Origin of the sequence: Paenibacillus baekrokdamisoli, from assembly GCF_003945345.1 — a bacterium.
Taxonomy (GTDB): Bacteria; Bacillota; Bacilli; order Paenibacillales; family Paenibacillaceae; genus Paenibacillus_Z; species Paenibacillus_Z baekrokdamisoli.
The window spans coordinates 3,245,880-3,271,680 of record NZ_AP019308.1; the positions used below are offsets into that span (position 1 = coordinate 3,245,880).

23 protein-coding genes and 1 riboswitch are annotated in these 25,801 nt (G+C 46.8%); of the genes, 9 read left to right on the forward strand and 14 right to left on the reverse strand.

The window, feature by feature from the left end; all coding sequences use genetic code 11:
* Positions 1-33 precede the first annotated feature (33 nt).
* The 3 genes from EKN16_RS14615 to EKN16_RS14625 all read left to right on the forward strand — a co-directional run bounded on the left by EKN16_RS14615 (position 34) and on the right by EKN16_RS14625 (position 2,924).
* Positions 34-843 carry a histidinol-phosphatase gene (locus tag EKN16_RS14615; protein ID WP_125658415.1) on the forward strand — a complete coding sequence of 270 codons (810 nt, stop codon included), beginning with the start codon at positions 34-36 and terminating at the stop codon, positions 841-843.
* A gap of 171 nt (positions 844-1,014) precedes the next feature.
* The gene (locus tag EKN16_RS14620) at positions 1,015-1,962 is read left to right on the forward strand and encodes a cation diffusion facilitator family transporter (protein WP_125658418.1); all 948 of its coding nucleotides are present in this window, start codon (positions 1,015-1,017) and stop codon (positions 1,960-1,962) included.
* A gap of 44 nt (positions 1,963-2,006) precedes the next feature.
* Positions 2,007-2,924, forward strand: a complete 918-nt coding sequence (locus tag EKN16_RS14625; protein ID WP_125658421.1) for a DMT family transporter — start codon at positions 2,007-2,009, stop codon at positions 2,922-2,924.
* A 20-nt stretch (positions 2,925-2,944) separates the two neighbouring features.
* Here EKN16_RS14625 and EKN16_RS14630 read toward each other — a convergent pair whose 3' ends face one another.
* The gene (locus EKN16_RS14630) at positions 2,945-3,784 is read right to left on the reverse strand and encodes a DUF695 domain-containing protein (RefSeq protein ID WP_164522799.1); all 840 of its coding nucleotides are present in this window, start codon (positions 3,782-3,784) and stop codon (positions 2,945-2,947) included.
* 422 nt (positions 3,785-4,206) lie between these two features.
* Here EKN16_RS14630 and EKN16_RS14635 point away from each other — a divergent pair, with 422 nt between their 5' ends.
* Entirely contained in the window at positions 4,207-4,515 is a 309-nt protein-coding gene (locus tag EKN16_RS14635) for a winged helix-turn-helix transcriptional regulator (RefSeq protein ID WP_125658427.1), read from the forward strand.
* Positions 4,516-4,613: 98 nt separating this feature from the next.
* On the opposite strand, the gene EKN16_RS14640 is transcribed toward EKN16_RS14635, so the two are convergent.
* The 5 genes from EKN16_RS14640 to EKN16_RS14660 all read right to left on the reverse strand — a co-directional run bounded on the left by EKN16_RS14640 (position 4,614) and on the right by EKN16_RS14660 (position 11,173).
* Entirely contained in the window at positions 4,614-5,750 is a 1,137-nt protein-coding gene (locus EKN16_RS14640) for an extracellular solute-binding protein (RefSeq protein ID WP_164522800.1), read from the reverse strand.
* A complete protein-coding gene (locus tag EKN16_RS14645; protein WP_125658432.1) occupies positions 5,731-7,524 on the reverse strand; it encodes an RNA polymerase sigma factor in 1,794 nt (597 codons plus the stop codon). The genes EKN16_RS14640 and EKN16_RS14645 overlap by 20 nt, the downstream gene beginning before the upstream one ends.
* Positions 7,525-7,951: 427 nt before the next feature.
* Positions 7,952-8,716: a succinate dehydrogenase iron-sulfur subunit gene (sdhB, locus tag EKN16_RS14650; RefSeq protein WP_125658435.1), complete on the reverse strand. Its 765-nt coding sequence runs from the start codon at positions 8,714-8,716 to the stop codon at positions 7,952-7,954.
* Between the two features lie 14 nt (positions 8,717-8,730).
* Complete coding sequence (gene sdhA, locus EKN16_RS14655) at positions 8,731-10,476, reverse strand: succinate dehydrogenase flavoprotein subunit (protein WP_125658437.1); 1,746 nt, start codon at positions 10,474-10,476, stop codon at positions 8,731-8,733.
* Between the two features lie 25 nt (positions 10,477-10,501).
* Complete coding sequence (locus EKN16_RS14660) at positions 10,502-11,173, reverse strand: succinate dehydrogenase cytochrome b558 subunit (RefSeq protein WP_125666278.1); 672 nt, start codon at positions 11,171-11,173, stop codon at positions 10,502-10,504.
* 224 nt (positions 11,174-11,397) lie between these two features.
* On the opposite strand from EKN16_RS14660, the gene EKN16_RS14665 reads away from it, so the two are divergent.
* Positions 11,398-12,321 (forward strand): LysR family transcriptional regulator, encoded by a 924-nt coding sequence (locus EKN16_RS14665; protein WP_125658440.1) that lies wholly within the window; start codon positions 11,398-11,400, stop codon positions 12,319-12,321.
* Complete coding sequence (locus tag EKN16_RS14670; protein ID WP_125658443.1) at positions 12,318-12,572, forward strand: hypothetical protein; 255 nt, start codon at positions 12,318-12,320, stop codon at positions 12,570-12,572. Before EKN16_RS14665 ends, EKN16_RS14670 begins: the two co-directional genes overlap by 4 nt.
* Positions 12,573-12,608: 36 nt before the next feature.
* Here the strand turns inward: EKN16_RS14670 and EKN16_RS14675 are convergent, their stop codons facing one another.
* From EKN16_RS14675 to EKN16_RS14685, 3 genes are all read right to left on the reverse strand, one after another.
* Positions 12,609-13,808 carry a cation:proton antiporter gene (locus EKN16_RS14675; protein WP_311547304.1) on the reverse strand — a complete coding sequence of 400 codons (1,200 nt, stop codon included), beginning with the start codon at positions 13,806-13,808 and terminating at the stop codon, positions 12,609-12,611.
* 90 nt (positions 13,809-13,898) lie between these two features.
* Complete coding sequence (locus EKN16_RS14680; RefSeq protein WP_125658449.1) at positions 13,899-14,561, reverse strand: potassium channel family protein; 663 nt, start codon at positions 14,559-14,561, stop codon at positions 13,899-13,901.
* 15 nt (positions 14,562-14,576) lie between these two features.
* Positions 14,577-15,929, reverse strand: coding sequence for a TrkH family potassium uptake protein (locus tag EKN16_RS14685; protein ID WP_125658452.1), 1,353 nt, complete (start codon positions 15,927-15,929; stop codon positions 14,577-14,579).
* A gap of 76 nt (positions 15,930-16,005) precedes the next feature.
* Positions 16,006-16,202, reverse strand: a riboswitch (cyclic di-AMP (ydaO/yuaA leader).
* A 240-nt stretch (positions 16,203-16,442) separates the two neighbouring features.
* Here EKN16_RS14685 and EKN16_RS14690 point away from each other — a divergent pair.
* Positions 16,443-18,056, forward strand: coding sequence for a CPBP family intramembrane glutamic endopeptidase (locus EKN16_RS14690; protein WP_125658455.1), 1,614 nt, complete (start codon positions 16,443-16,445; stop codon positions 18,054-18,056).
* A 40-nt stretch (positions 18,057-18,096) separates the two neighbouring features.
* Here EKN16_RS14690 and uvrC read toward each other — a convergent pair whose 3' ends face one another.
* Entirely contained in the window at positions 18,097-20,025 is a 1,929-nt protein-coding gene (gene uvrC, locus EKN16_RS14695; RefSeq protein WP_269462725.1) for an excinuclease ABC subunit UvrC, read from the reverse strand.
* Positions 20,026-20,222: 197 nt separating this feature from the next.
* Between uvrC and EKN16_RS14700 the strand changes: the two genes are divergently transcribed.
* Together EKN16_RS14700 and rsgA are read left to right on the forward strand one after the other, a co-directional pair.
* Entirely contained in the window at positions 20,223-20,375 is a 153-nt protein-coding gene (locus EKN16_RS14700) for a YqzM family protein (protein WP_179955611.1), read from the forward strand.
* Between the two features lie 596 nt (positions 20,376-20,971).
* Positions 20,972-22,003, forward strand: coding sequence for a ribosome small subunit-dependent GTPase A (rsgA, locus tag EKN16_RS14705; RefSeq protein WP_125666282.1), 1,032 nt, complete (start codon positions 20,972-20,974; stop codon positions 22,001-22,003).
* 455 nt (positions 22,004-22,458) lie between these two features.
* On the opposite strand, the gene EKN16_RS14710 is transcribed toward rsgA, so the two are convergent.
* From EKN16_RS14710 to cysT, 4 genes are all read right to left on the reverse strand, one after another.
* Positions 22,459-22,674, reverse strand: coding sequence for a YezD family protein (locus tag EKN16_RS14710; protein ID WP_125658461.1), 216 nt, complete (start codon positions 22,672-22,674; stop codon positions 22,459-22,461).
* Between the two features lie 290 nt (positions 22,675-22,964).
* Positions 22,965-24,029 (reverse strand): ABC transporter ATP-binding protein, encoded by a 1,065-nt coding sequence (locus tag EKN16_RS14715; RefSeq protein ID WP_125658464.1) that lies wholly within the window; start codon positions 24,027-24,029, stop codon positions 22,965-22,967.
* Entirely contained in the window at positions 24,019-24,912 is an 894-nt protein-coding gene (gene cysW / locus EKN16_RS14720; RefSeq protein ID WP_125658467.1) for a sulfate ABC transporter permease subunit CysW, read from the reverse strand. The genes EKN16_RS14715 and cysW overlap by 11 nt, the downstream gene beginning before the upstream one ends.
* 12 nt (positions 24,913-24,924) lie before the next feature.
* Positions 24,925-25,782: a sulfate ABC transporter permease subunit CysT gene (cysT, locus tag EKN16_RS14725; RefSeq protein ID WP_125658472.1), complete on the reverse strand. Its 858-nt coding sequence runs from the start codon at positions 25,780-25,782 to the stop codon at positions 24,925-24,927.
* Positions 25,783-25,801 lie beyond the last annotated feature (19 nt).

Below are 25,801 nucleotides of genomic sequence, written 5' to 3' on the forward strand. Positions count from 1 at the left end.
ACGTGAATTGAAATGACAGGAGGATGACTAGCGATGAAATTCGACTTACACACCCATCACTTTCGCTGTGGACATGCAGACGATTCCATTGAAGCTTACATTCAGGCGGGCATTAAAGCCGGCCTTGGGGTAATCGGTATTTCCGACCACTCTCCTTATTTTGCAAGCGTGGAAGATCAGCCTAATCCCGGCACTGCAATGGCAAAAAGTGATTTTGTCAATTACATTGAAGAGGTTCTTAAGCTAAAAGCAAAGTATGAAGGCAAGATTGATGTACTCCTTGGGGTGGAATCCGATTATTATCCCGAGCATGAGCAGCTTTATAAGGATGTATATGCGAAGTATCCTTTTGACTACATTATTGGCTCGGTTCATCAGACGCGCGGTGTCAGCATTTTTAATCGCAAACGTTGGAAAGGCTTGTCTGCTGAGGTTCAAATCACGGAGAAGGAACACTACTATGCTTTAATCGGACAATCAGCAAAGAGCGGGATGTTCCAAGTACTCGGCCATATCGATGCGATGAAGGGGTACTATCCCGCATTCTCTGATATTCCCGCAACTGAAGCGATCGATACAGCCTTATCAATCATTGCTGATAGCGGGGTAGCAATCGAAATCAATACATCCGGTAAAATGAAAGATTCGGGTGGATGGTACCCATCCAATGCCATTCTAGAGCGTGCCTGCCATTATGGCGTACAAGTTACGTTTGGCTCAGACTCCCATGTTCCTAAGCGTGTTGGTGATGAATGGGAGCTTGTTGCGAAACGGCTGAAGGAAATCGGTTTTAAGCAGTGGGTTTATTTTAAGCAAAAGCAGCCGGTCGTCGTGAAGCTCTAAGCTGGCGCCGAGCAGACAAAAAAATGGACCTGCTCGCGGCAGGTCCTAACTTACATATAATAAAAAGGGGGTCTTGTTTATTATCATAACCCTCTATTGTGTTAGGACAATAACAGAAACATTTCATTTGTGTAACAAATTCGATTAGCCTACTTGGAAGGAGTGATATACATGTACGATTACCATCATCTTGGACATGAGAAGGAGCAAGCAACCTCAAAGCGGTCGCTCTGGATTACCCTTTTTTTAACTTTATTCTTTACGATTGTCGAAATTATCGGTGGCCTTCTAAGCAACTCACTCGCTCTATTATCCGATTCAGCTCATATGATCTCCGACGTCATCGCGCTTGGACTCAGCATGACAGCCATTTATTTGGCACGCCGTCCGCCCAATGCCCGTTACACCTTCGGTTACTTGCGCTTCGAGATTATTGCCTCTTTTCTCAATGGACTCGCCCTCTTCGCTATTGCGATTGGTATTTTCATTGAAGGCTACCAGCGCTTTATTCATCCTGTGCCGATCAAATTCGCTCTCATGCTAACCATTGCTTCGATTGGTTTTGTAGTGAATTTAGTTCTAACGCTGGTGCTAAGCCGCAGTATGAAGGAAGAAGAAAACTTGAATATTCAGAGTGCCTTATGGCATTTCATCGGAGATCTTATTAGTTCCATCGGTGTCATTATCTCGGCCATCATCATTTACTATACCAATTGGCTTATTGTGGATCCGCTCATCAGCATCATCATCGGCAGTATTCTCTGCATTGGCGGCTATCGTATTATCCGGGAATCTTATCTGATCCTTATGGAGTCCGTTCCTCACAAGTTTGATCTGGATGAAATGCGCAGCAGCCTGCTTGCAATTGATGGAGTCGAGGATGTACATGAAATGCATCTCTGGGCGATTTCCTCCAATCATTACTCCCTGACAGCCCATGTATTCATTCCCAAGAATATGCAGCCCTTCTGCGTCATTCTAGCCATTAATGAGCTGCTTCGTGATAAATATGATATTACCCACTCGACCATTCAGACGGAGCATGCCACGATTCATCCCCATGGAGAATACGGCAAGCAGTTCTTGAAGCAGCATGAGCTGCAAAATGCGGATACCTAATGGTTAACGTAATCGTAGAGAATAATTAAGGAGCTGAAAGCATCATGTGGTTCGCAGCAGCCGTGAGCAGCGCGGTACTGTTTGGCTTGGCAGGCTGGTGGATGAAAGTGTCCCAGATGCAGAGTGGTTCTCCTTCTTGGCTGCTTCTGGGCCTCTATCTATCAGGAACCCTTGGATTCGGCATTCATGCTTTAATCGAGCATACCTTAATCCCCTCTCTTCTTGATGCAAGGGTATGGGCAGCCGGTATCATTATTGGTGCCGGATCGGCTCTCGGAAATGTCTTGTTCATGAAAGCATTAGAATACGGACCTGCCAGCTTAACATCACCCTTGACCAACATGAATATTGTTCTCGTGATTGCAATGGGCGCCTTCGTCTACAAAGAGCATTTAACAGGGGTCCATTTCTGTGGGGTGCTGCTCTTGCTATTGGCGGTTATTTTTGTTTCTATGCGCGGGAACAAGGAGAAACAATCGATAAAACATAACAAGTGGTATCTTTATGTGGCGATCAGCATCCTAATGTTTGCCGTTCGTAATGGAGGGTTGAAGGTAACTGAGGATATGGGACTTGCAGGGGCACCTATCTTATTCGTTGCTTACCTATTATCGGTTCTTTGGTTTGCCAGAGCGGCCTTACAGGAAAGAAGCCTGCTCATTCACACAGCGAAAATTAATGATCCATCTACTGTTATTAGAAGCTCCATGCAGCTTGCGAGTGCTTCAAGACATACAGGCATGTACTGGGGATTACTTGCCGGATTATTCTCTTATGGTGGGTTGCAGCTGTATGCCATTTCGCTCGAGACAGGACAAGCCAGCATCGTGGGTCCAATCTTTGCTGCTAACAGCCTTATCGTAGCCGCAGGCTCCATCGTTCTTTACCGGGAAAGACTTACTCCCTTGCAGTGGACAGCCTTCATGCTCATGATAACTGGGCTCGTGCTTATCCGACTATAGGTAGATGGTAATGCATCATCTTAAGATCTATTGCGGCTAGAGAATTTTTTGCGTAAGGAAGACTCTATCGAATCAAAAAAACGCCGAACCTGCTGACGCATCCGATTACCTGAAGATAGCTTCATGACAGATCCCCAGCCATCATACCTCCCACCCTTGCCAATAATCAGCCGATAGAGCTCGCGTACTCGCTCATTCACCGTATCCAGCTTGACGTCATCGAACCTGCTTATTACAAGCGGATAAGGATATCCATTCTCCGGGCTGCCTTCTTTTTCTTTCTCAATTCGATATCCTAACGTCTGAAGCGTAGACTCCACCTCGCGCCTTTGATTATCTTCTTGGAATAATAGCCAATGATACACATGTCGAGGCTGCTTGATGTCATCACCTTTATGAATAAGCGCATAGATCATTTGTGCATTATGAACGAATAATTCTTCTAATTGATCTGGCAGCATAAACAAATAAAAGGACCACTCGGGATCTGGCTTCAAGTAATGCTGCACCCGATATGCCCAATGCTTGTCCATCCACTGCCTAATCAACTCTTCATTCAAGCGACCGGAGCTCACATAATAATAAAACTCCAGACGGGTTGCAGCGTTGATCCGCCCTACATAAATAGCACCCGCATCTTTCTTCAGCCATTGCTCTAGACTAGATTCAAACTGCTCCAACTGTTTGATGAAATCTCGCTTTGAATGATTATGGGTTCGAACAGGATATAAATTAATCGTTACCGAGAATAATTCGCTATATTCCGCTAAAGGAGCAGCGCCTTTATAACCAATATTGACCAGAACACGCAACTGATCTGACTCTGATCGGCGTTCGTAAAATCCCCAATTGTCCGTCATACAGCACCTCTGCATAAGTTATTCGCATCTATATAAGTTGAACTTAAGAAACGAACAACGAGCCGCTGCACAGATGGAATGTTCTTCCGATCGCTGTTGAGCCCGGATTTCTTATTTTGTCCCCTGATAAGGGGGAAATCCGGTCTCAAAGGCGAACGATCACGCTTCTCCAGAATCATCCATCTGCTCCGCTCACTTGTTATATCTCTAGTTCAACTTATATAGTTCTTCTCGTTACATACCAACCATTATAACGTTTCTGCTTAGCATATGACTATTTTTTTATATACATCATCTATTTGAAGCTAACTTTACTATAGTAAATATTAAAATATAAGTATTTTTTGACAACTGTTGTTTACCCTCTCCTTTTTTAAAACACCATGTGCTACAATGGAATTACCGAAAGAGGGGTGATAACGGTGGATTATTCCAAAATGTGTCCAAAATATGAATGCGCTACTGAATTACTTGGTAAGAAATGGACAGGTATGATTGTCCGCGTTCTGCTTGGAGGACCTAAACGGTTTAAAGAAGTGAAGGAACAAATTCCGGAGATGAGCGATAAGATGCTGACCGATCGGATGAAAGAACTCGAGCAGTTCCAAATTATTAAACGAAGCGTTTACCCGGAAATGCCGGTTCGGATTGAATATGAATTAACGGAAAAAGGACGGGGTCTAGAGCCCGTTATCCAATCGATTCAAGATTGGGGCGAAGGTTGGTGTTAAGCTGCTGCATTCATGCTGGCAGCTTTTCTGCTTATAAGGACAGATGAAAGGCGCGGGACAATTCGTCCACGCGCCTTTGTTGAAGAATCGTATGATTGCTAAGCGTAACGAGTCCAGGATCGTAGAAGTTGACCGACATCATCACCATCCAGGATCATTCTCTCCATATCCTGATTAATGAGCTGCCGGGATGAGTTCCACCTCTCATTCAAGTAGAATCCGGATGTTTGAACCACCTCAAGCTCCTTCAAATATCGCTGCCAGAACTTGTTCTCAGTCATCCCGCTCTGCTGGGCTAATGAGTATGTCAAAGGCAGAACATTGGCTTGCTGGAACCTCTCAGGTCGCTCCAAGATGTAATGGCGTAGGAATGCCCAGGCGAGATCTGGATGCTGCGATTTGGTTGTAATTCCACAACCCCCCATATAAATCATATTAGCCTCCTCTTCTCCAGGCATCCGCGGTAAACCGACTACCTCGAAATGATCGTCGATGTTATGGTGAATTAAGCCGCCAGTAAACCATGTAAAAGCAAAAACCATTGCAAACCCCTGATGAAGCTCACCCGCTCCAGACGGTTCTCCCGGATTTCGATTAATATGGTGAACGCGGAACATATCGACTACTTTCTTAAACGCTTCTATGGTTGCTGGACTATCTACATAGCCTCTGGCTGTCCTGCCATCCGGAGATAAGTATCTGCCTCCATTACGCATGACGAAAGGCTCGAAGTACTCGATATCTACGCCAGTTCCAAACCCAAATTGAGTAGCTAATCCCTGATCATCTCGGATCGTAAGCTTCTTGCCCAGCTCTATCATCTCATCCCATGTCCAATCATCCGTTGGATAAGGCAGCCCAGCCCTATCGAACATGGCTTTATTGATAAGAATCAGCGGAACAGATATATCGATCGGCAGTCCTGTCAGCTTGTCGTCTTGAAGTGCTACACCAAGAATACCTGCATTCAAATCCTCCTCCAGCCCATCAATCTCTCTTACGCATGGCATTAAATCAATAAATAAACCCTCTTTCAGGCATAAAGCCCATCCACCCGAATCCATAATGTCAGGCGGAGCATCGGAGTTGAAAGCACGTAAGGACTCAAAATTATCAGTCACCTGCTCGATATCAATCTGAACGTCTGGATGCTTTTGTTCGAAGGAGGCTTTGGCCTGAATAAGATCATTCAAATTCTCAAATTGTGTCGTAAATTTAATAGTTGTTATACTCATGCTCATTTCCTCCATTTGCTCTTAATAGGAGCTTCTCGATATATCCGATCGCCGCAGTTTCAAAGGTTTTGGCTGTCTCAAGCTGAATGGCACACCAATACACAGTATCCTCTTCCATTCTTTTTCCGCTGCGTTCAAAAGGTACAGCTTCGCTAATTGCATTCAGGCTCTCCGCTGCCTGCTCATACGCTTCCGCAGCAAGCAGTGCGAGCCGCATGGCTTCACCTTCAAGCGGGATGTTATGTAGATATTGTACAGCTAGCCTTCTAGCATCTCCATAGACAGCGGCTAATTGCCCCATGCCATAGCGATTGGGAGAGGTGATCCCGTTGCGCAAATGATCGATCCAGCGGTCGTACGCCGTAATACCCGATGTATAAGATAAGTACACGGTCTTAGGAAAATACGGACAGCCCTTCCTGGCGTAGTCCACTGCAAACTGCAGCGCTTGCAGCGTCATCGCTTCATTCGGGGTGAACGCAGCCGTTGTGATTTTCTTATCGATGCCAGCTAGAAAGCGAAGTGGGTTCTCTGTGATGTCTTGGTAGGACAGCATCTTTCCCTCTGGTCTAATGGCATCCGTTAAGTAGACAAGCTGATTATCATCGTCATAGCCATAAATCAGTGACCATTCATGAACATAAGGGCTTTCCGCCAAGGTATCGAAATAAAGCACAGGTTGACCTGCATCCACATATTTGCGAATAAAGGGAATAACCGCTTCCTTAATTGGCAATACAACCGGAAACCGTTCAGCAGCACCCAGCAGCGGAGTAGGTGCATGGGCTAATTGACCACAAAGCAGACTAATCTCGTAGCCCAATTGTTCCATGATCTGAACTAGCGTCTGACGCCAGTCGAAGATAAATATGCCGTCGGCAAAGGTTGTCTTATTCGAAATTTTCATGCGAAATGCAAAACCAGATATACCCATTAAAGTCGATGGCTCCACCGGATTGCCGATCGTTGATAAAAGATGGCCAATCCGATCCATTAGAGTTGTTCTAACTCGCTTCTCCGAATGCCATTCCGATAAAGGAAGTATAACTTTCTTGCCCATCGAGCCCGCTCCCTTCTCTTGAGGAAGGTCGAAATAGGAGCGGCTGTCATAGAGGCTGCGGATCTTCTGCTTGGAGCGGTGAAGATACGTATACACTGTGCCCGTTGTCGTTTGATAAATTTCCGCAATTTCTTGGGGGGACAGCTGTTGAAAGAAGTAAGCCTCGAACATTCCCCGTTCCTTGCGGTTTAAGCACCGCAGCAGGGCATTAATCATTTCATACAGCTCTTTGCGCTGAATCTGCTCATGAGGATCATTAGAGGTGTGAGCCTGATTGGCTTGCGTCAAATAATGCAGAATGCTGCTTAAGTCCTCCCAATCAACCGAACGGCTGTCTCTCCCATGCCCCTGCAAGTTTGTGAACAGCTGTTCCTTCTTATAGGGTCCCCCCCGTCTGAGCCTCATTCTCGCTTGATTGTAGACAATACGGTGCAGCCAGGGCAGGAATCGACTCGTATCCGACAATGAACCGACATGCAAGAATGCGCGAATAAGAGCATCCTGTACGATATCCTCCGCCATATGGGGATCTCCTGTAACCTGCTGTGCCCATCGCTTGGCCTTTTCCCTATGGGTATGGATTAATTCTCCGAATGCCTCGGTATCCCCCTGCTGTGCCCGTTCCAAAAGCGTCATATCAGTCATTTGTTGTCGATATTCATTGCTCTCTCGCCGCTCATGATTCGCTTGTCTTCCTTCTTCCGAAATGCTCACACCCGCTGCCTCCTGTACCGCCTTTTTCGACCCTCATTAAGATAGATGCCACAGGTACTCCTCTTTTGAACAAATAGTTGTAGTGATTGTACCAAATAAAGGTTATTCCTGAAAACTATATAAGTTGAACTTAAGAAACGAACAATGAGCCGCTTCACAGATGGAATGTTCTTCCGATCGCTGTTGAGCCCGGATTTCTTGTTTTTTCCCCTGATAAGGGGGAAATCCGGTCTCAAAGGCGAACGCTGACGCTTCTTCAGAATCATCCATCTGCTCCACTCACTTGTTATATCTCTAGTTCAACTTATATAGTATTCATTGATACCTATGAGCTAGATGACTGAGGTGCATATTTGAGCACAAAAAAAAGACACAGGTGAGCGTTATTAACGCTGCATCTGTGTCTTTTATGATCCGTGTGATTCGATTACATACCCAACCATTTCTTGAACATATGTTTAGTTGTGTCTTTATTGATTGCTGCAATCGAAGTCGTAAGTGGAATACCCTTTGGACAGGAGCGTACGCAGTTCTGCGAGTTACCGCAGCCTTCAATACCGCCATCCTCCATCAGTGTTTCCAGACGTTCCTCTTTATTCATCTCACCTGTTGGGTGAGCATTGAACAGACGTACCTGTGAGATCGCTGCCGGACCGATAAAGCTGTTCCGGTCATTGACATTCGGGCATGCTTCCAAGCATACGCCGCAAGTCATACATTTGGATAGCTCGTACGCCCATTGACGCTTCGTCTCTGCCATCCGGGGACCTGGACCGAGGTCATAGGTACCATCGATTGGAATCCATGCTTTAACACGTTTGAGTGCGTTGAACATACGCTCACGATTAATGACAAGGTCACGGACAACCGGGAACGTGCTCATCGGTTGAAGTCGGATCGGCTGTTCAAGTTTGTCGATTAGCGCGCTGCAGGCTTGACGCGGCTTACCGTTAATAACCATGGAGCAAGCTCCGCATACTTCTTCCAAGCAGTTGGATTCCCAACACACCGGAGCGGTCTTATCTCCATCTTGCTTCTTCGGATTCCGTTGAATTTCCATCAACGCGCCGATTACGTTCATATTCGGACGATACGGAATTTCAAACTGTTCCGTATAGGATTGAGCATCCGGAGCGTCTTGACGCGTGATGATCAGCTTAACTGTTTTTGCTGCAACTGTCGTTTCCGCCATCGTTATTCTCCTTTCTACTTTTCCTTCGAATAGTCGCGTTTCCGCGGTTTAATAAGCGATGTATCCACTTCTTCATACGAAATTTGCGGGCCTTCTGCCGTCCACTTCGCTTTCGTGGTCTTCAAGAACTCCTCATCGATACGATCAGGGAATTCCGGTTTATAATGCGCGCCACGGCTTTCGTTACGAAGAAGGGCACCAAGAGTCATCGCTTCGGAAAGCTCCATCATGTTCCAGAGCTGACGAGTAAACGCGACCGATGCATTATTCCAACGCGCGGTGTCATTGATGTTGATGTTGCGGTAACGCTGCTTAAGCTCTTTGATCTTGACGATTGTTTCTTCCAGCTTCTTGTTGAAGCGAACAACGGTCATATTATTGGTCATCCACTCGCCAAGCTCTTTATGAAGCACATAAGCATTCTCTGTACCGTTCATGCTGATGATGCTTTCATATTTAGCTGTTTGACGTTTATTCTCGCGCTCATAGACCGAAGAAGAAATATCCTCTGCGGATTTTTTAAGCCCTTTAATGTATTCAACAGCTTTAGGTCCCGTGATCATACCGCCATAAATAGCGGAGAGCAGCGAGTTCGCTCCCAGACGATTAGCACCGTGGTATTGATATTCACATTCGCCGCAAGCGAACAGACCTGGGATATTCGTCATTTGATTGAAGTCAACCCACATTCCGCCCATTGAATAATGGACAGCCGGGAAGATTTTCATCGGAATTTTACGCGGGTCATCGCCCATGAACTTCTCATAGATCTCAATGATACCGCCAAGCTTAACATCAAGCTCCTTCGGATCCTTATGTGAGAGATCAAGATAAACCATGTTCTCGCCGTTAACACCAAGCTTCTCGTCTACACAGACGTGGAAGATTTCGCGCGTCGCGATATCACGAGGAACCAGGTTACCGTATGCCGGATATTTCTCTTCAAGGAAATACCATGGCTTACCGTCCTTATACGTCCAGATCCGTCCGCCTTCACCGCGAGCCGATTCCGACATCAAGCGCAGCTTGTCATCGCCTGGAATGGCAGTCGGGTGAATTTGAATGAACTCGCCGTTCGCATAATCAACGCCCTGCTGGTACACGGCGCTCGCTGCGGTTCCTGTATTAATAACGGAGTTCGTTGTTTTGCCGAAAATAATTCCGGGACCGCCTGATGCCAGAATAACCGCATCTGCAGCTACCGTATGAACTTCCATCGAACGAAGATCCTGTGCAGATACGCCGCGGCATACGCCATCGTCGTCAAGTACTGCCCCAAGGAACTCCCAGTGCTCATACTTCGTTACAAGACCCGCTGTTTCCCAACGGCGCACTTGCTCGTCCAGCGCGTATAGCAGCTGTTGGCCTGTTGTTGCACCAGCAAATGCTGTACGGTGATACTGCGTGCCTCCAAAGCGACGGAAATCGAGCAAGCCTTCTGGTGTCCGGTTGAACATAACGCCCATCCGGTCCATCAGATGGATAATACCAGGCGCTGCGTCGCACATTGCTTTTACCGGTGGCTGGTTGGCAAGAAAGTCCCCACCATATACCGTATCGTCAAAGTGCTCCCAAGTGGAGTCGCCTTCACCTTTCGTATTAACCGCACCATTAATGCCGCCCTGCGCACAAACGGAGTGAGAACGTTTTACAGGCACAAGCGAGAATAAATCAACATGCATACCCGCTTCTGCTGCTTTAATTGTAGCCATTAGACCGGCGAGGCCGCCGCCTATGACAATTATTTTATTTTTAGCCATATCGATTCGCTCCTTGTCCTAATGCCTAAACGAGATTCGTCAACTGCAGCGCTGCGGAAGCCGCTTCTTTAAACTCATCGCTGCGGAACGCCACAAGCGACAGAAGGAACAAAGCCGCTACGATGACAAATACGCCCATCCATATAAAGGAAGAAATTTTCTGAGCACGAGGGCCAACTGTAATACCCCAGCTCACAAGAAATGCCCACATCCCGTTACTGAAGTGGAATGTAGCTGCAACAACACCAATGATATAGAGCAAGAAGTAGAACCCATTGGTCGAAATACCATGCATCAGGTTGCCAAGATCTTCATGCTTCACATTACCGATCAATACTTGATAACGCGTTTGGTAAAGATGCCAGAAAATAAAGATGAATGTGATTACCCCTGAAATCCGTTGAAGCGCGAACGCCCAGTTGCGGCCATATTGGAACCGTCCGGTGTTCAGATTTGATTGGTACGCGACATACAGACCATAAACGCCATGGAACAACAATGGCAGCCAAATGCCGAAAAGCTCAAGGAAGAAGACCAACGGAAGATCATTCAACATTTTGATGCTATCCTTGAACCCTTGCGCTCCGCCCTCGTATGCCGAGTAGTTCGTCAGCATGTGCTCAATAATGAACAAGCCGAGCGGGATTACTCCTAGCAGGGAGTGGATCTTGCGCGATAAATACGAATTTCCTTTCATAACTTGTGCGTTCTCCTTTCCATACTGTGGAATTACATTCGCCATACTTCGCCAAAACCATTCTCCATTGTACAGCCAGCCCCTATAGGCGTCAATATATAAGCTTGACACTTATTTGTCACACTTCACATCATACTCCTTTTGCGCTTATAATGGAATTGCTGATTATTCATTAAAAGTTATAACAATTATGCATATGTAAGTCTGATAAAGGAGATCTTCACATGCTTGAGGAATTACATGTATTCGCTATCGTAGTCGAGCAATCCAGCATGAATAAAGCCTCTGCGATCTTGAATTTATCACAGCCTGCTTTATCACGGAAGATTGCCAAGCTTGAACAGGAGCTCGGTGCTCTACTATTCAGGCGTATTGGCAAGCGGCTTGAGCTGACTCGAATTGGCCAATTGACCTATGAGTATGCTGTCGAATCCCGCCAGCAGCATCTGCGCTACCTAAAGATGGTTGCTGATTATAAAAGCGTAGGCCGTTCCTCCTTCACGATTGGTGCGAGTCTTACAACTCTACAAACCACGCTGCCCGATCTCATTCAAGCGCTGACCAAACGAAGTCCGGAGCTCGATATTAAAGCCATAACAGGCAAAACTCATGAAATTGTAACGCTAGTTCGAGATCACAAAGCAGATCTCGGCATTGTCGCCTCCCGAATCGATGATCCCTCATTACACTGTATACCTCTATTTGACGACCATCTTGTGCTGGTGCTCCCCCGTAACCATTTTGTTATGGATAAAGGGCTGCCGGTTATTGGCGACTTAGACGGAATGCCAATGATCCTGTTCTCCAAAGGAACCTGGTATCGGATCTTAACGGATGAGCTGTTTGACAAGTATCAACTATCACCTGATGTTCGGATGGAAATTGACTCTTTCGAAGCCATTCTAAGGCTGCTTCATACTTGCCGAGCCGGAACACTGCTGCCCAAATCCTATTTGCGCCCAGAAATGATCGCAGATAACGACCTTACCGTTATTCCCATTCGCGAGCTTGTTGATTCTAAACGGACCACTTCTCTTATCCATGCCGAAGCTGAAAGCCTTAGTCCGGCTATCCGGTTGTGGATCGACGAGATCGCTACGCATTATAAACGGAATGGCAGGAGCGCTGCTGACGCTCCTCTAGGATGAAGAAGTGGCTGGACGCGGTCGGGGGATCAATTTCCGTCGCTGTTGAACCCCGGAATATTGATTATACGCCTAGCGGTGTATTCCCGGGTTCAAAGGCGAACGCTCGCGCTCTCCAATCGAATCCCCCTTCCCTTTGTCCATGCCATCTTCATCCCTGCTTCGCGGATGCAGCTTGCCTAGCGGATTACATTGCTCCGCTGGGGGTAGAAGGCTTGAAGCTCCGCCTGTCTATCGACAGCTACCGCTTATAACAATAAAGGACAGCAGCCGTCAAGCGGCCCTGTCCTTTATTGTTTGCCATTTTCCGTATCCAATACCATTCCGAGCTTACGAGCCATCCAAGCGGTCGTACTAGCCTGCAATAAAATCGTCAGCATGATCGCCATGAAGGTAACAGATGCGATAATATCCGCGTGCTTGACGCCCATACCTGCCAGCATTCCTGATAAGGCAGCAGGTATGACTCCCGTTTCGCGAACCCACATCATAAAGGTCATTTCCTTAAGTGACCAACGTGATTTCACATCTGGCAGCGCTGAAGCAAAGACCGTAACCGGACGAGCGATGAACATCAACACGAGTACGGCGATTAAGCTCTGCCACCAGTAATCGGCAAGCAGTGTGAAATTGACTTGACTGCCAAGCAGTATGAAGATCAGCATACGCATCATAACGGTCATATTATCGGAGAAGTGAGACATCTCTTCGTGCTTTCCGCTCATATGGATACCAAAGGACTGCGCGTTCCCCCAGATCAAGCCAGCTACAAAGGTAGCCATAAAGCCGCTCACATGAAGAAAGTCACCGATTAAATAGGCCCCGATCGCTGTACCAAGCATCGCAATTGTCGTGTAATCACGCAGAACTCCAACACGGATATGTGCAACAAGATAGATCATGATGAAGCCCACTGCGATACCGATACCAATTCCGCCTAAGGCTGTTTTTAGAAAATCCAGTGTAATGACCCCTGCATCCAGCGATGATTTCCCTGTTGCAGCACCGAGCAAAGCGAAGGTAAGGATTGATCCCGTGGCATCATTAAAAGCTGATTCGCTTTCTACCGTCTCCCTTACCCGCTCACGTATTCTCACCTGACGGAAGACGGGGATTATGGAGGCGGGGTCCGTGGAAGCGATGACTGAGGCAGCAAGCAAGGCATAAAGCCACTCAATACCAAACAGCCAATGAATCGCCGAACCGGCAATAGCAACCGTTATAAGAACCCCAGGCACACTGAGAAGCCCAACCGTCCAGCCAACTTTTTTGAGTCCATGTAATCGGATATTGCGTCCGCCATCGAACAGAATGATAGAGGATCCAGCTACCAAGATCAGCTGATTGGTTAATGAGCTGCTGGATTCATTAATCCAGTTCAACCCTTGACCAATAATCATCCCAACGATAATGAAAAGGGCAACATCCGGCAGTCGAAGCTTGGAGGCAACCGTTCCGGCAATCATACCAGCCGCTACGATAATCAGCATTAGTAATAGGAAGTGATGAATTAATTCCGTTGTAGGAGTTTCCATCGTTTAATGGCACGTCCGTTTCTTGAAAAGTAGCAAGCATCGTGATTAACGAATAACTGACTCCTCGAAATGTTCAATCTGTTGATTCGTACCGATTACGACCATGACATCCTTCTCGGCAAGTACATCATTTGCTTCTGGTGCAATAATAATACCCTTGGGCTTATTAATAGCGACTATACTGCAGCCGAATCGCGCGCGTGGATTAAGCTCTCTTAAGGATACGCCATTCAGACATTTCGGTACGGCAAGCTCTGCGATTGTATATTCCTTAGAGAGCTCAATATAATCAAGCAAATTCGGTGAAACTAGCTGATGCGCGACGCGGATGCCCATGTCCCGCTCTGGATAGATAACGCGGTCAACGCCGATTTTCTCGAGCACACGTCCATGAAGCTCAGTCATCGCCTTCGCGACAACCTGCTTAACACCGAGATCCTTCAACAGGATCGTCGTTAAAATACTAGCTTGAATATCATCACCAATCGCGATAACACCACAGTCAAAATTACGCACACCTAGTGATCGCAGCACTTCCTCATCTGTTGCATCTGCAATAACAGCATGTGTGAGAACCTGACTCATTTCTTGAACTGATTCTTCGTCCTTATCGACGCCAAGCACCTCATAGCCAAGCTGTATTAGTTCTCTGGCCAAGCTTGAGCCAAAACGGCCGAGCCCGATGACGACGAATTGATTGCTTTTCATTCTCTTTCTTTTCCCCTATCCAATCGTAATTTTACCTTCCGGATGACGGTACAGTTCTTTTTCCGTGCGAGGTCCCAGCGCATAAGCAAGCGTCAGCGGGCCAAGCCTTCCAGCGAACATGGTGAGCGAAATAAGGACTTTCCCGATATGCGATAATTCAGGTGTTATCCCTAGTGTTAAGCCTACCGTTCCGAATGCAGATGTCGTCTCAAATAATATTTTGATAAAAGCTTTGTCCTCTGTCGTTGACAGCACCATGGTCACGAAGATAACAAGAGCCAGCGATAGCATCGTAATGGTTAATGCTTTGAAGATTCTCTCGCGTGCCAGGCGATATTTGAAAAGCACGATATCCTCTTTGCCTCGCATCATAGCTATAACAGCACCAATCAGGACAGTGAACGTCGTTGTCTTGATCCCGCCACCGGTTGATCCTGGAGATGCTCCAATGAACATTAAAATGATCGTGAAAAATTGTGTGGCTTGTCGAAGTGAGGCAAGGTCAAGCGTATTAGCCCCCGCCGTTCTCGGTGTAACGGATTGGAAGAAGGAAGCTAATATTTTACCGCCCCAATTCAGCGAACCAATTGTCTTGGTGTTGGAATATTCAAAGATAAAGATGACGATGGCACCTACAATGATAAGCGTGCCGGTCATGGATAGTACAACTTTGGAATGCAGTGATAGTCGTTTATTTTTACGGTAATCCATCAAATCCGCCATAACAATAAATCCGATCCCACCTGTTACAATAAGCAGCATCGTTACGATATTAACGAGCGGATCATTCACATATTGCGTCAAACTCGTGAAGGGAACTCCGAACTGCCCGAATAGATCAATGCCTGCATTGTTGAAGAATGAAACCGCATGGAACATGCCAAAATAAATCGCTTGACCAATCGGCATGTCATAAGACCAGCGTATCGCGAACAGGACACCACCCACGAACTCAATCGTGAGCGAATATAGGATGACCTTTCGTATGAGCCGGACAATACCCTCCATACTGTTCTGATTCATTGCTTCCTGTAGAATCAGACGCTCTCGAAGCGAAATCCGCTTGCGCAGCATGATGGCAAATAACGTGGACATGGTCATAAAACCGAGTCCACCCATCTGGATAAGCGTCATAATAATAACTTGTCCAGGTATAGACCAGTGGCTTCCTGTATCGACCGTCACAAGCCCCGTCACACAAGTCGCGGTAGTTGCAGTAAACACGGCATCGATGTAAGGCGTGAATGTCCCCGCTCTTGATGAAAAGGGCATGGAGAGCAGCAGTCCTCCCATCAGAATAATGAGAGCAAAGCCAGTAACGAGAATACGGGGCGGTGACCATTTGGATACATTAAAAAAAGCTTTCATGCAGCACCTTTCCACCCCTCTTAACTATTTATACGCACAAAAAAAAGCACTGGAAGCCCAATGCTTGTTGCCATGAGTCCTGTTCCAGGGAAGCCTACGAGGTTAGCTGACGGATTCGGGCCCGGACAGGCGGCCCTATTCGCAAGAATGCAAGTTCGCTAACTTGAGAAATTCACCCCGTGCTGACGGTATTCACGACTCGACAAAATCGATCGCTTCTCGACAACAATATGGTTCCCCCGTTTTCACTTTGAAATTCGGCTTTTTATGCAATTGATCACATTATATATTGCCGCGCCTAGAATCACCAAGCGACAATTAGGAAGATATTCAAGCTTATTCGGCCAAAATAACGCAATCAATGCCCAAAATCAAATCGTTGCTAGCTTTCTTGCTTTATTACCTCGTGATTAAATCGAGAATGGATGCAATCGCATGGATAATTTCGAAACAACTATGATATGGTAGTTATATGCGTTTAATTGCTTGTATACCATAAACAGAGGTGCATTCATGAAACCAAATCAAATCCATCCCAATTGGAAAACCTATTCATGGTTAGCTGCAGTTGGCGCAATTATCTATTTACTCATTCAAATCGTCCCCTCCACAGCAGAATCGTTCTTTGGCACTACTAGTGAAAGCGTCATTGCCAAGAGCACTGCGGAGCGAATTGCCTCAGACTTTGCCAAGCAGCAGTTCAACGAACGGCCTCTGAATCTGCATGCTGTTCATCAATCTGATAGCTTATTAGTTGGTTATCTGGCTAAAGAGAAGCTGTCATCTACCTACGAGAAAAAATACGATCCAGCTTTCCCAACCGATACTTTTCAAGTGAATGCTAACATGCGGGACGGCAGCGAATTATTTATTTATGTACATATGCAGAAAGGCAAGGTCGTGAGCTGGAATCGTCTCAACTCCTCCCATGTGCAGCTACCTCAAGAAAATGAATTAAGCGATTCCGCCTTTGCCTATGCCATTTCAAAGGGCTTCAAGATGAATCAATTAAAGGTATCCAAGGTTACTCCCGATCAAGGTCTGATTTGGTTCGATGTTAGCGGCTACGATATTGGGAAGTCGAAACTTACTCTCAAGATGAGAAGCGAGCGGCTGGACAACGGCAATCTGGTCATTGCCGAGTATAAGCCCCAATTCACCGTTCCCACAAGCTATGAAGCCTATGTAGATAAACAGAAGAAAATTGCATCTTATCTTTCCTTGTTCGGGAACTCACTCATGACCTTTGCTCTATTCATATTAGCCATTATTTACGCTGCACAGTACCGGAAGCATACTTCTTTTGTCCGAGGTATTGTCCTTTCACTCCTCTTCCTAGCCATGTATGTTGTCAATGACTTCAACATGATGGATGGTTTCCTGGCAGCCTATGGGGAACAAGCAAACATCTCCGTACAGGCGATGTTCGCCCTCACTTTTACCGTCGGAATTACCGTTGTGATTGCCGCTTCTGTTTATTTCTCTCTCATAGGCGGTGATGGACTCTGGCGGTCAATAGGGCGTAATCTATGGCCTCGTTTCGGTGAAGAGGGATATGGAGAGCATGTGTGGCGAAGCATGTGGCTCGGATACTTGATTGCTTTTATGCTGCTGGGCCTGCAAACCATTATCTTCATCATTCTCATGCAGGTTACCGGTGCTTGGTCGACAAGTGATGTCAGCCAATCGCCATATAATCTGGCTACACCTTGGATTTTTCCGATGATGGCTTGGTGTGCAGCGATCTCGGAGGAAGCCATTTATCGTCTGTTTGGTATCGGGTTAATGAAGAAATGGTTCAAAAATACATTCGTCGCTTCTCTCATACCTACAATTATTTGGGCGCTAGGCCATGTTACCTATCCCATTTTCCCGTCCACAACTCGCTTGCTGGAGCTAACCATAATCGGACTTATCTTCAGTCTCATGTTCGTCCGTTATGGGTTTATAACGGTGGTGTTCGCTCATGCTGTGTTTGACAGTATCATGATGGCGATCTCCCTTATGTTTATGGGGACAGCCGGCAACATCATCTTAGGAGTCGTTTATATCATCCTGCCCATCCCGATTGCCTGGATGATGAGATGGTTCAGCTCTAAATTCCCGAGGAGGGAAAGACTCGCATAGCCGATAGGGCTCTGACTACAAAAAAAGGAGGAGCCGTAGATTACGGTTCCTCCCTCAGTGCTTCAATAATTTGTGCGGCGAGCTTCTCGCCGATCGATAGAGGGCGGAAATCTTCAATTCCGGCCTCTTTTATTTTCTTAATGGAGCCAAAATGCTTCAAAAGCAGCTTCCGCCTTTTCTCACCAATTCCAGGGATCGCGTCAAGCTGAGAGGCAATCATCGACTTGCCCCGCTGTTCACGGTGGAAGGAAATTGCGAACCGATGGACCTCATCTTGTATTCGCTGCAGCAGGTAGAACTCCTGGCTGTCGCGGGCTAATGGGATGATGGCAGGCGGGTCGCCGCTCATTAGCTGGGCGGTTTTATGTTTGGCATCCTTCACAAGTCCGCATACAGGCACGAACAGCCCCAACTCGTTCTCAAGAATATCTAATGCTGCTGAGATTTGTCCGCGCCCACCGTCCACAACGATAACGTCTGGAAGCTGCAGTCCTTCCTTCAACACCCGTTCATATCGACGGCGAATGACCTCACGCATCGTCTCATAATCATCAGGCCCTTGGACTGTCTTGACCTTATATTTGCGATATTCATTTTTATCCGGCTTACCATCCGTGAATACGACCATTGCCGATACCGGATTCGTTCCTTGAATATTCGAGTTATCGAAGGCCTCAATACGGCGCACTTCTGGAAGACCCAAAGCTGCAGCAAGCCCTTCAGCTGCCTTAGACGTACGCTCTTCATTACGTTCAATAAGCCGAAACTTCTCGTCAAGCGTTATCTTGGCATTGTCTATCGCCATCTGTACGACGTTTCGTTTGCGCCCGCGGCGAGGCATGAATACTTTAACCTTTAACCACTTTTGCAATGAGGAGCCCACATCGTCAGCTGCTGATCCTGGCAGTGCTTCGTCACCATCTGGATCATCTTCTGGCGAAGGTTCTATGGCCGATAAAGATTCTGCTTCAACGGAGCCTTCCTCATCAGGGGGTAACGGAAGTAAGATTTCTTTGGGCAGCGCAGGATTATCGCTGTAGTATTGCGTAACGAACGTCATAAAATCATCATAAGCTTCCCCATAATAAGGGAACATTGTTGCGCGGCGTTCAATCATTTTGCCATGACGCATATATAAAATTTGAACGCACATCCAGCCTTTTTCCGTGAAATAACCGAATACATCGCGGTCCATTGCGTCTGTAAGTGTAATTTTTTGCTTCTCCATGATCGCATCGATCGACATGATCTGATCGCGGAATTCCTTAGCCCGTTCGAACTCCAGTGCTTCAGCCGCAACCATCATTTTACTCTGCAGCGTCTTCTTTACTTCATCATAACCACCGTTTAGAAACTTCGTAATCTCTTGGATCATGTTCTCATATGTCCCAGGTGCAATGTCAAATTCACAGGGTGCCACACATTGTCCGAGATGATAATACAAACAAACCTTTTCCGGTAAGGTATTGCATTTGCGAAGCGGATACAGCCGATCTAGCAGCTTTTTTGTCTCCTGAGCCGCGTAAGCATTCGGATAAGGCCCAAAGTACTTGCCTTTATCCTTAATAATCCGTCTTGTGACTTCAAGCTTCGGATGCTTCTCACTGGTTATCTTAATATAAGGAAAGGTTTTGTCATCCTTAAGCAGTACGTTATATCTTGGGTGATACTGCTTAATGAGATTACATTCAAGAATGAGTGCTTCCATGTTGCTGGAGGTTACGATATATTCAAAGTCGCGTATTTCTGACACGAGACGCTGTGTTTTACCATTATGACTCCCGTTAAAATAAGACCGGACCCGATTCTTAAGTACTTTGGCTTTTCCTACATATATAATGGTGCCTTCTGCATTTTTCATTAAATAGCAGCCTGACTGATCCGGCAGCAAGGCCAGCTTGCTGCGGATATGCTCTGCCGCCGCCAAACGCTGCTGCTGAGCAGAAGCTTCTGGATGTTGGTTCTCCACGCTGGTTCCCCTCCCAACTGATCGTAATATTCCTATTGTAGCACAGCAAGGAACACCATGTCGGAGGTTCACTTTCCAAATTTGCATGTGCAGACATGAATTCGCCTTACAATTGTCACGACCTCCGACTTTACAATTATTCTGAAGTTTGGGTATACTAAAAGGAGCATTCGTTGTTTTCGAGGAGGAACTAGGTTATGGAAAATGTGTCTATTACTGACCCGCGCGAACATCTGAATGAAGAACCGCGCGACGACTTTATGGATGTAGCAATCGGCTTCGGTGGATTTTTCGGGCTTCTGTTCGTCATATTCGCTGCTGCGGTTATCATCAAGCTAATCATTTCGTAATAAAGAATCAGCTAACGTACTTCAAGAACTGTAGGCACGATAACCTCATGTTCGGTTCTAAGCTGTTTTTTGCGGTGATGGTAGTTAAAGGCTTCGTGTCGGTCAATTGACCGGACGAGGCCTTTTCCATTCCGATCGATCCGATCCGATCCGTTCCGATTCCGATTCCGATTCGATTACATCTGGATCATGGAATGAATTGACAAAACTGTCGTATCTGACATACAATATGAAATAAATTACCTGAAGGAGGCTGATGTTTTATGTACAACTATACATCGATTGCATTCAACCAACAGCATAAACAGCAGTCTCTACGGAATAAGGCATTCTAATCGAAAGTAGCAGCAAGCGTTTGGAGTAATATCCAACACGTTCGTGCATACTTTTTTTTAGAAACAACTACTAAGAGCCGTAAGAGACCGCACTGGTTTCTTGCGGTTTTTCTCTTTGTACGCGCAGGAACTCTCCTGCGCTTTTTTGTCGTTCACCCATAAAAATTGAAACTTAAGGAGCCCACCCATTTGCAATTAACTAATCGAAATATAGCTGAAACTTTACAACCCTACGGCTGGAATGAACACTGGCGTTCATTGATGAATGATAAGAAATTCCAAGATTTATTACCCGCTCGTGTCATTGCCCAATTCACGAATCAATATCGTATTATTACCGAGGAAGGCGAGCTTGTTGCTGAAGTAAGCGGCAAATTCCAGTTCGATGCAAATAAAAGAAGTGATTACCCTGGCGTCGGAGACTGGATCGCTGTTCAACCCCTTCAAGGTGAGAAGCGAGCCATCATCCATGCGGTGCTGCCGCGACGGTCAGTTATGCTTCGCAGAGCAGCGGGCTCCATTCCTGAAGAACAAGTAATTGGTGCTAATTTGGATACCCTGTTCATCGTAAGCGCATTGAATGATGACTTTAATGTGCGCAAAATCGAACGCTACCTCATCGCCGCCTGGGAGAGCGGTGCAGCTCCTGTTGTACTGCTGACCAAATCTGATCTATGCGCGGATACGCCAAGTCGTATTGCAGCCGTTGAAGCCATAGCGCCGGGCATTGCCGTTCATGCTGTCAGTGCGCTTCAAGGCGTTGGCAAAGAAGCGCTAGCTTCTTATATGCTGCCAGGCCGCACATTAGCCGTGACCGGTTCATCTGGTGTTGGCAAGTCCACCTTGCTTAATTGGCTTGCCGATGTTGATTTGCAGCGCGTACAGGAGATCCGTGAAGATGATGCAAGAGGAAGACACACGACCACCCATCGTGAACTGTTCCCTCTCCCGTGCGGTGCAGTCATGATCGATACGCCTGGTATGCGAGAGCTCCAGCTGTGGGAAGCTGCCAACGGACGGCAGGAGGCTTTCTCCGATATTGAAGAGCTGGCTGCTGAATGCAGATTCCGCAACTGTACCCATGAGACAGAAGCTGGCTGCGCCGTCAAACATGCACTGGATGATGGAGTCTTGGACTCTCGCCGTTATGCTAACTACAAGAAAACAGGCCGAGAGCTCGCTCATCAAGCCCGTAAGGAGCAGAATTTAAGCAAACGCCAGAAGAAAGGCTCAGATAAACGCCTTGATGGAAGATTCACATCCACGGACAGAAAGAAAATAGATCTGGAATAAGAAACAGCGTAGAAGCCCGCTGCGCGGACGGATCATTCTTAGTGCAGCCCGCTGCGCAGACGGATCATTCTTACGATCGCTGTTGTCTCCCTATTTCTTGATTCTATCCCTTAGGGGTAGAAATAAGGAGACAAAGGCGAACGCTTTCGCTTCTTCAGAACGATTCCGTCCGCTTCGCTTTTGCTTCATGTTGTCAAGTACCGATTATGGTTTAGAGCCCCGTCATAGGATTCATGTTCCGTCTGATCTTTGCTTATCAAGTGATAAGGTATATTTTAACTGAAGCCCTACATCTTTAAGAAGCACGGCTGAGGACGCACTAAGCCAGGCAGCTGTTTGTCCGGGTAAAGTAAAGGAACAAGCAGCATCCTTATCGGATCGTTGAAAAAGAAGTGTCTGCCCTACTCAATCAATGAGTGGGTCAGACACTTCTTTTCTCTTTACCTGTTTTATTATCAGCCATTGTTTACAGCTTTCAGCTTTTCACCGGCGTTCTGATTCTGAATTTGCTGCTTGTTAGCAGCTGCATCGTAACGTTTCCGTTCCGTTCGATCGATCTGAACGACTCGGCCATCATGAACAGTGATGAGAACCGAACCATATTCAAGACCATCCACTTGTGTTGCTATTCGCTCCAACCATTCTTGATCCAGCACGATTGGCTTTGCCATAATGATCCCTCCTAAAAGTTTTGCGTGCTCTACCCGCTAATGCCGATCTTAGCATTAGCTAAGCAAAACTACTTCGTAAGCATAGGCTAAGTTTTGCGTGCTCTGCTCGCTAATGCCGATCTTGGCATTAGCTAAGCAAAACTACTTCGTAAGCATAGGCTAAGTTTTGCGTGGTTCTACCTACTAATGCCGATCTCAGGCTTAGCTAAGCAAAACTACCTCGTAAGCATATGCTAAGTTTTGCGTGCTCTTCGTAAGCAGTAACTAAGTTTTGCGGGCTCTGCCTGCTTCTAAATATAAACGGGCGTCGGGTCGACTTTAAGCGGATTCTCCACCATGGTTGCGGATTCCTCCGAAATGACATACAGCCGATGGATCAGAACGGATACTTCATCACCTGGCTGAAGTGGGTCTTGATCGAGCGAACGATGCGCCGATAGACGATTCTCCCCGACTTGAACATCAAGCTCAAGATGCGCACCGCGGAAGAAAATATGCCTTACCTTACCTTTCTCAGCAGCAGATGGGAAGGCAATTTCCCGCTCCTTGCCCACCTCTACGAACTCAGGACGGATGAGCGCTCTCGAGCCGCTTGCAACCTCCGTATTCTCAAAGCCTCGGAGCCGATTAGGCTGTTCAATCAGACTAGAATGACCGATGAAGCCTGCAACGAATGCGGTTTGAGGATCCGTATAGATGGAAACGGGTGTCCCCTGCTGTTCCAGCTTACCTTGCTGAACGATAAGCATTTCATCCGCTACCTCAACTGCTTCTTCCTGGTCATGGGTAACGAAGATGGAAGTGATGCCGAGCGTACTGATTAGCTGTTTCAGCCATGTCCGAAGCTCTTTACGAACCTTCGCGTCAATAGCAGCGAAGGGCTCATCGAGCAGCAGCAGCTCCGGCCTAGGAGCAAGTGCTCTAGCAAATGCTACACGCTGCCTCTGACCACCGGACAGCTGGTGAGGGTAACGGTGTTCAAACCCGCGGAGCCCCGTGAGATCAAGGAGCTCATTCACACGCTCCTTGATCTCCGCTTTGCTTGTCTTCCGAATGGTTAGGCCAAATGCAATATTATCAAACACATTCATATGCTTGAACAAGGCATAGTTCTGAAAAACAAATCCGATCCCACGATGCTGCGGGGCTACATCATTCACAATTTTTCCATTGATAAGGATTTCTCCGGAGTCCGGTGATTCTAGCCCAGCTAGAATACGTAATAGAGTGGATTTGCCACCGCCGCTGGGGCCAAGAAGTCCGACCAGCTTCCCTCGATTAATCGAGAAACTGACGTTCGATACCGCCTTGTGATTACCAAACGACTTGGATACGTTACGAATCTCAATGTGCATCCTGCGTGCCCCTTTCCGGATCCTTTTGTGCCGTCTTCCATTCAATGAAGCTCTTAATAACAAGCGTTAGGAGTGCAAGCATGACAAGCAGCGATGCAACTGCGAATGCAGCGGAGAATTGGTATTCATTGTACAGAATTTCAATGTGCAGCGGCAGTGTATTCGTCTCTCCACGAATGTGACCGGAGACAACAGAAACCGCACCGAATTCCCCCATCGCTCTAGCGTTACAAAGGATAATTCCGTAAAGCAAGCCCCACTTAATATTAGGCAATGTAACTCGCCAAAAGATTTGCCAGCCCTTCGCACCAAGGCTTGCTGCAGCCTCTTCCTCCTGCACACCTTGAGCCTGCATGAGCGGGATTAATTCGCGAGCAACAAATGGGAATGTGACAAACGTAGTTGCCAGAACGATACCCGGCAGTGCGAACACGATCTGCATATTATGATCCGACAGCCATGGGCCAAAGTAGCCCTGTGCGCCAAACAATAGGATATAAATAAGACCTGCGATAACTGGTGATACCGCGAATGGTAAATCAATCAGCGTAATCAATACATTTTTACCACGAAATGAAAACTTACTGATCGCCCAGGCAGCAGCAACACCGAATACCGTATTAAGCGGAACGGCAATGAGTGCAGTGAATAAGGTTAGCTTCAATGCAGACAAAGCATCTGGATCAGTAATCGATGCGATATATACCTCAAAGCCTTTCTTGAACGCCTCGATAAATATGGAGAGGAGAGGAAGCAGAACGATAAGCGCTAAGAATAATAAGGCGATACCGATAAGCGTCCAGCGTACGAATCCCGATTCCGTTATATGCTTCGGACGCTGTGCAGCTTTTTCTGACAAAAAGGTTGTAATTGCTCCCGCCATGTATGATGCCCCCTATCCCGCTACAACACGGCGATTACTGCGCCATTGTAGGTAGTTTATAAGAAGTAACAAGAGGAATGAGGCAACAAGCATGACAAGGGCGATTGCTGTTGCTCCCCGATAGTCGTACTGCTCAAGCTTCGTCATAATGAGGAGCGGCGCAATTTCTGTCTTCATCGGCATATTGCCAGAGATAAAGACGACCGAGCCATACTCCCCAATCCCCCTAGCAAACGCTAGCGCAAAGCCGGTAAGCAATGGCGGGATAAGCTCCGGTAGAATGATACTGCGGAATGTTCGCAAGCGGAAGGCACCTAGCATAACGGCTGCTTCCTCAGTATCCTTTTCCAAATCCTGCAGAACGGGCTGTACGGTGCGAACAACAAACGGCAATCCAATAAAGATCAGTGCGATCGTAATACCTAGCGGTGTGAAGGCTACTTTAATGCCCAGCGGCTCTAATCTAGAGCCAATCCATCCATTGGGCGCATAGATCGCAGTAAGAGCAATCCCGGCTACAGCTGTCGGCAGCGCAAACGGCAGATCAACCAAGCTATCGATAAGCTTCTTTCCGGGAAACCGATATCTCACAAGTACCCAAGCGATTATCAAACCAAAAACAAGATTCACAAGTGCAGCTGCGAGAGCCGTAAAGAAGCTAATCTTATAAGAGGCAACAACACGCGCATTGGTCACTGTGTGCCAGAATTGATCCCAGCTGAGGCCGGAGGTCTTGATGAAGACGCCAGCAAGCGGAATAAGAACGATGACACTTAAGTAAAAGATCGTGAATCCAAGTGACATCCCGAAGCCGGGCAATATGCTCTTGGATTTCTTCTTCGCTTTGGTTGAAGAAATGGAACCTTTCATGTGAAGTCAGCTCCCCGCC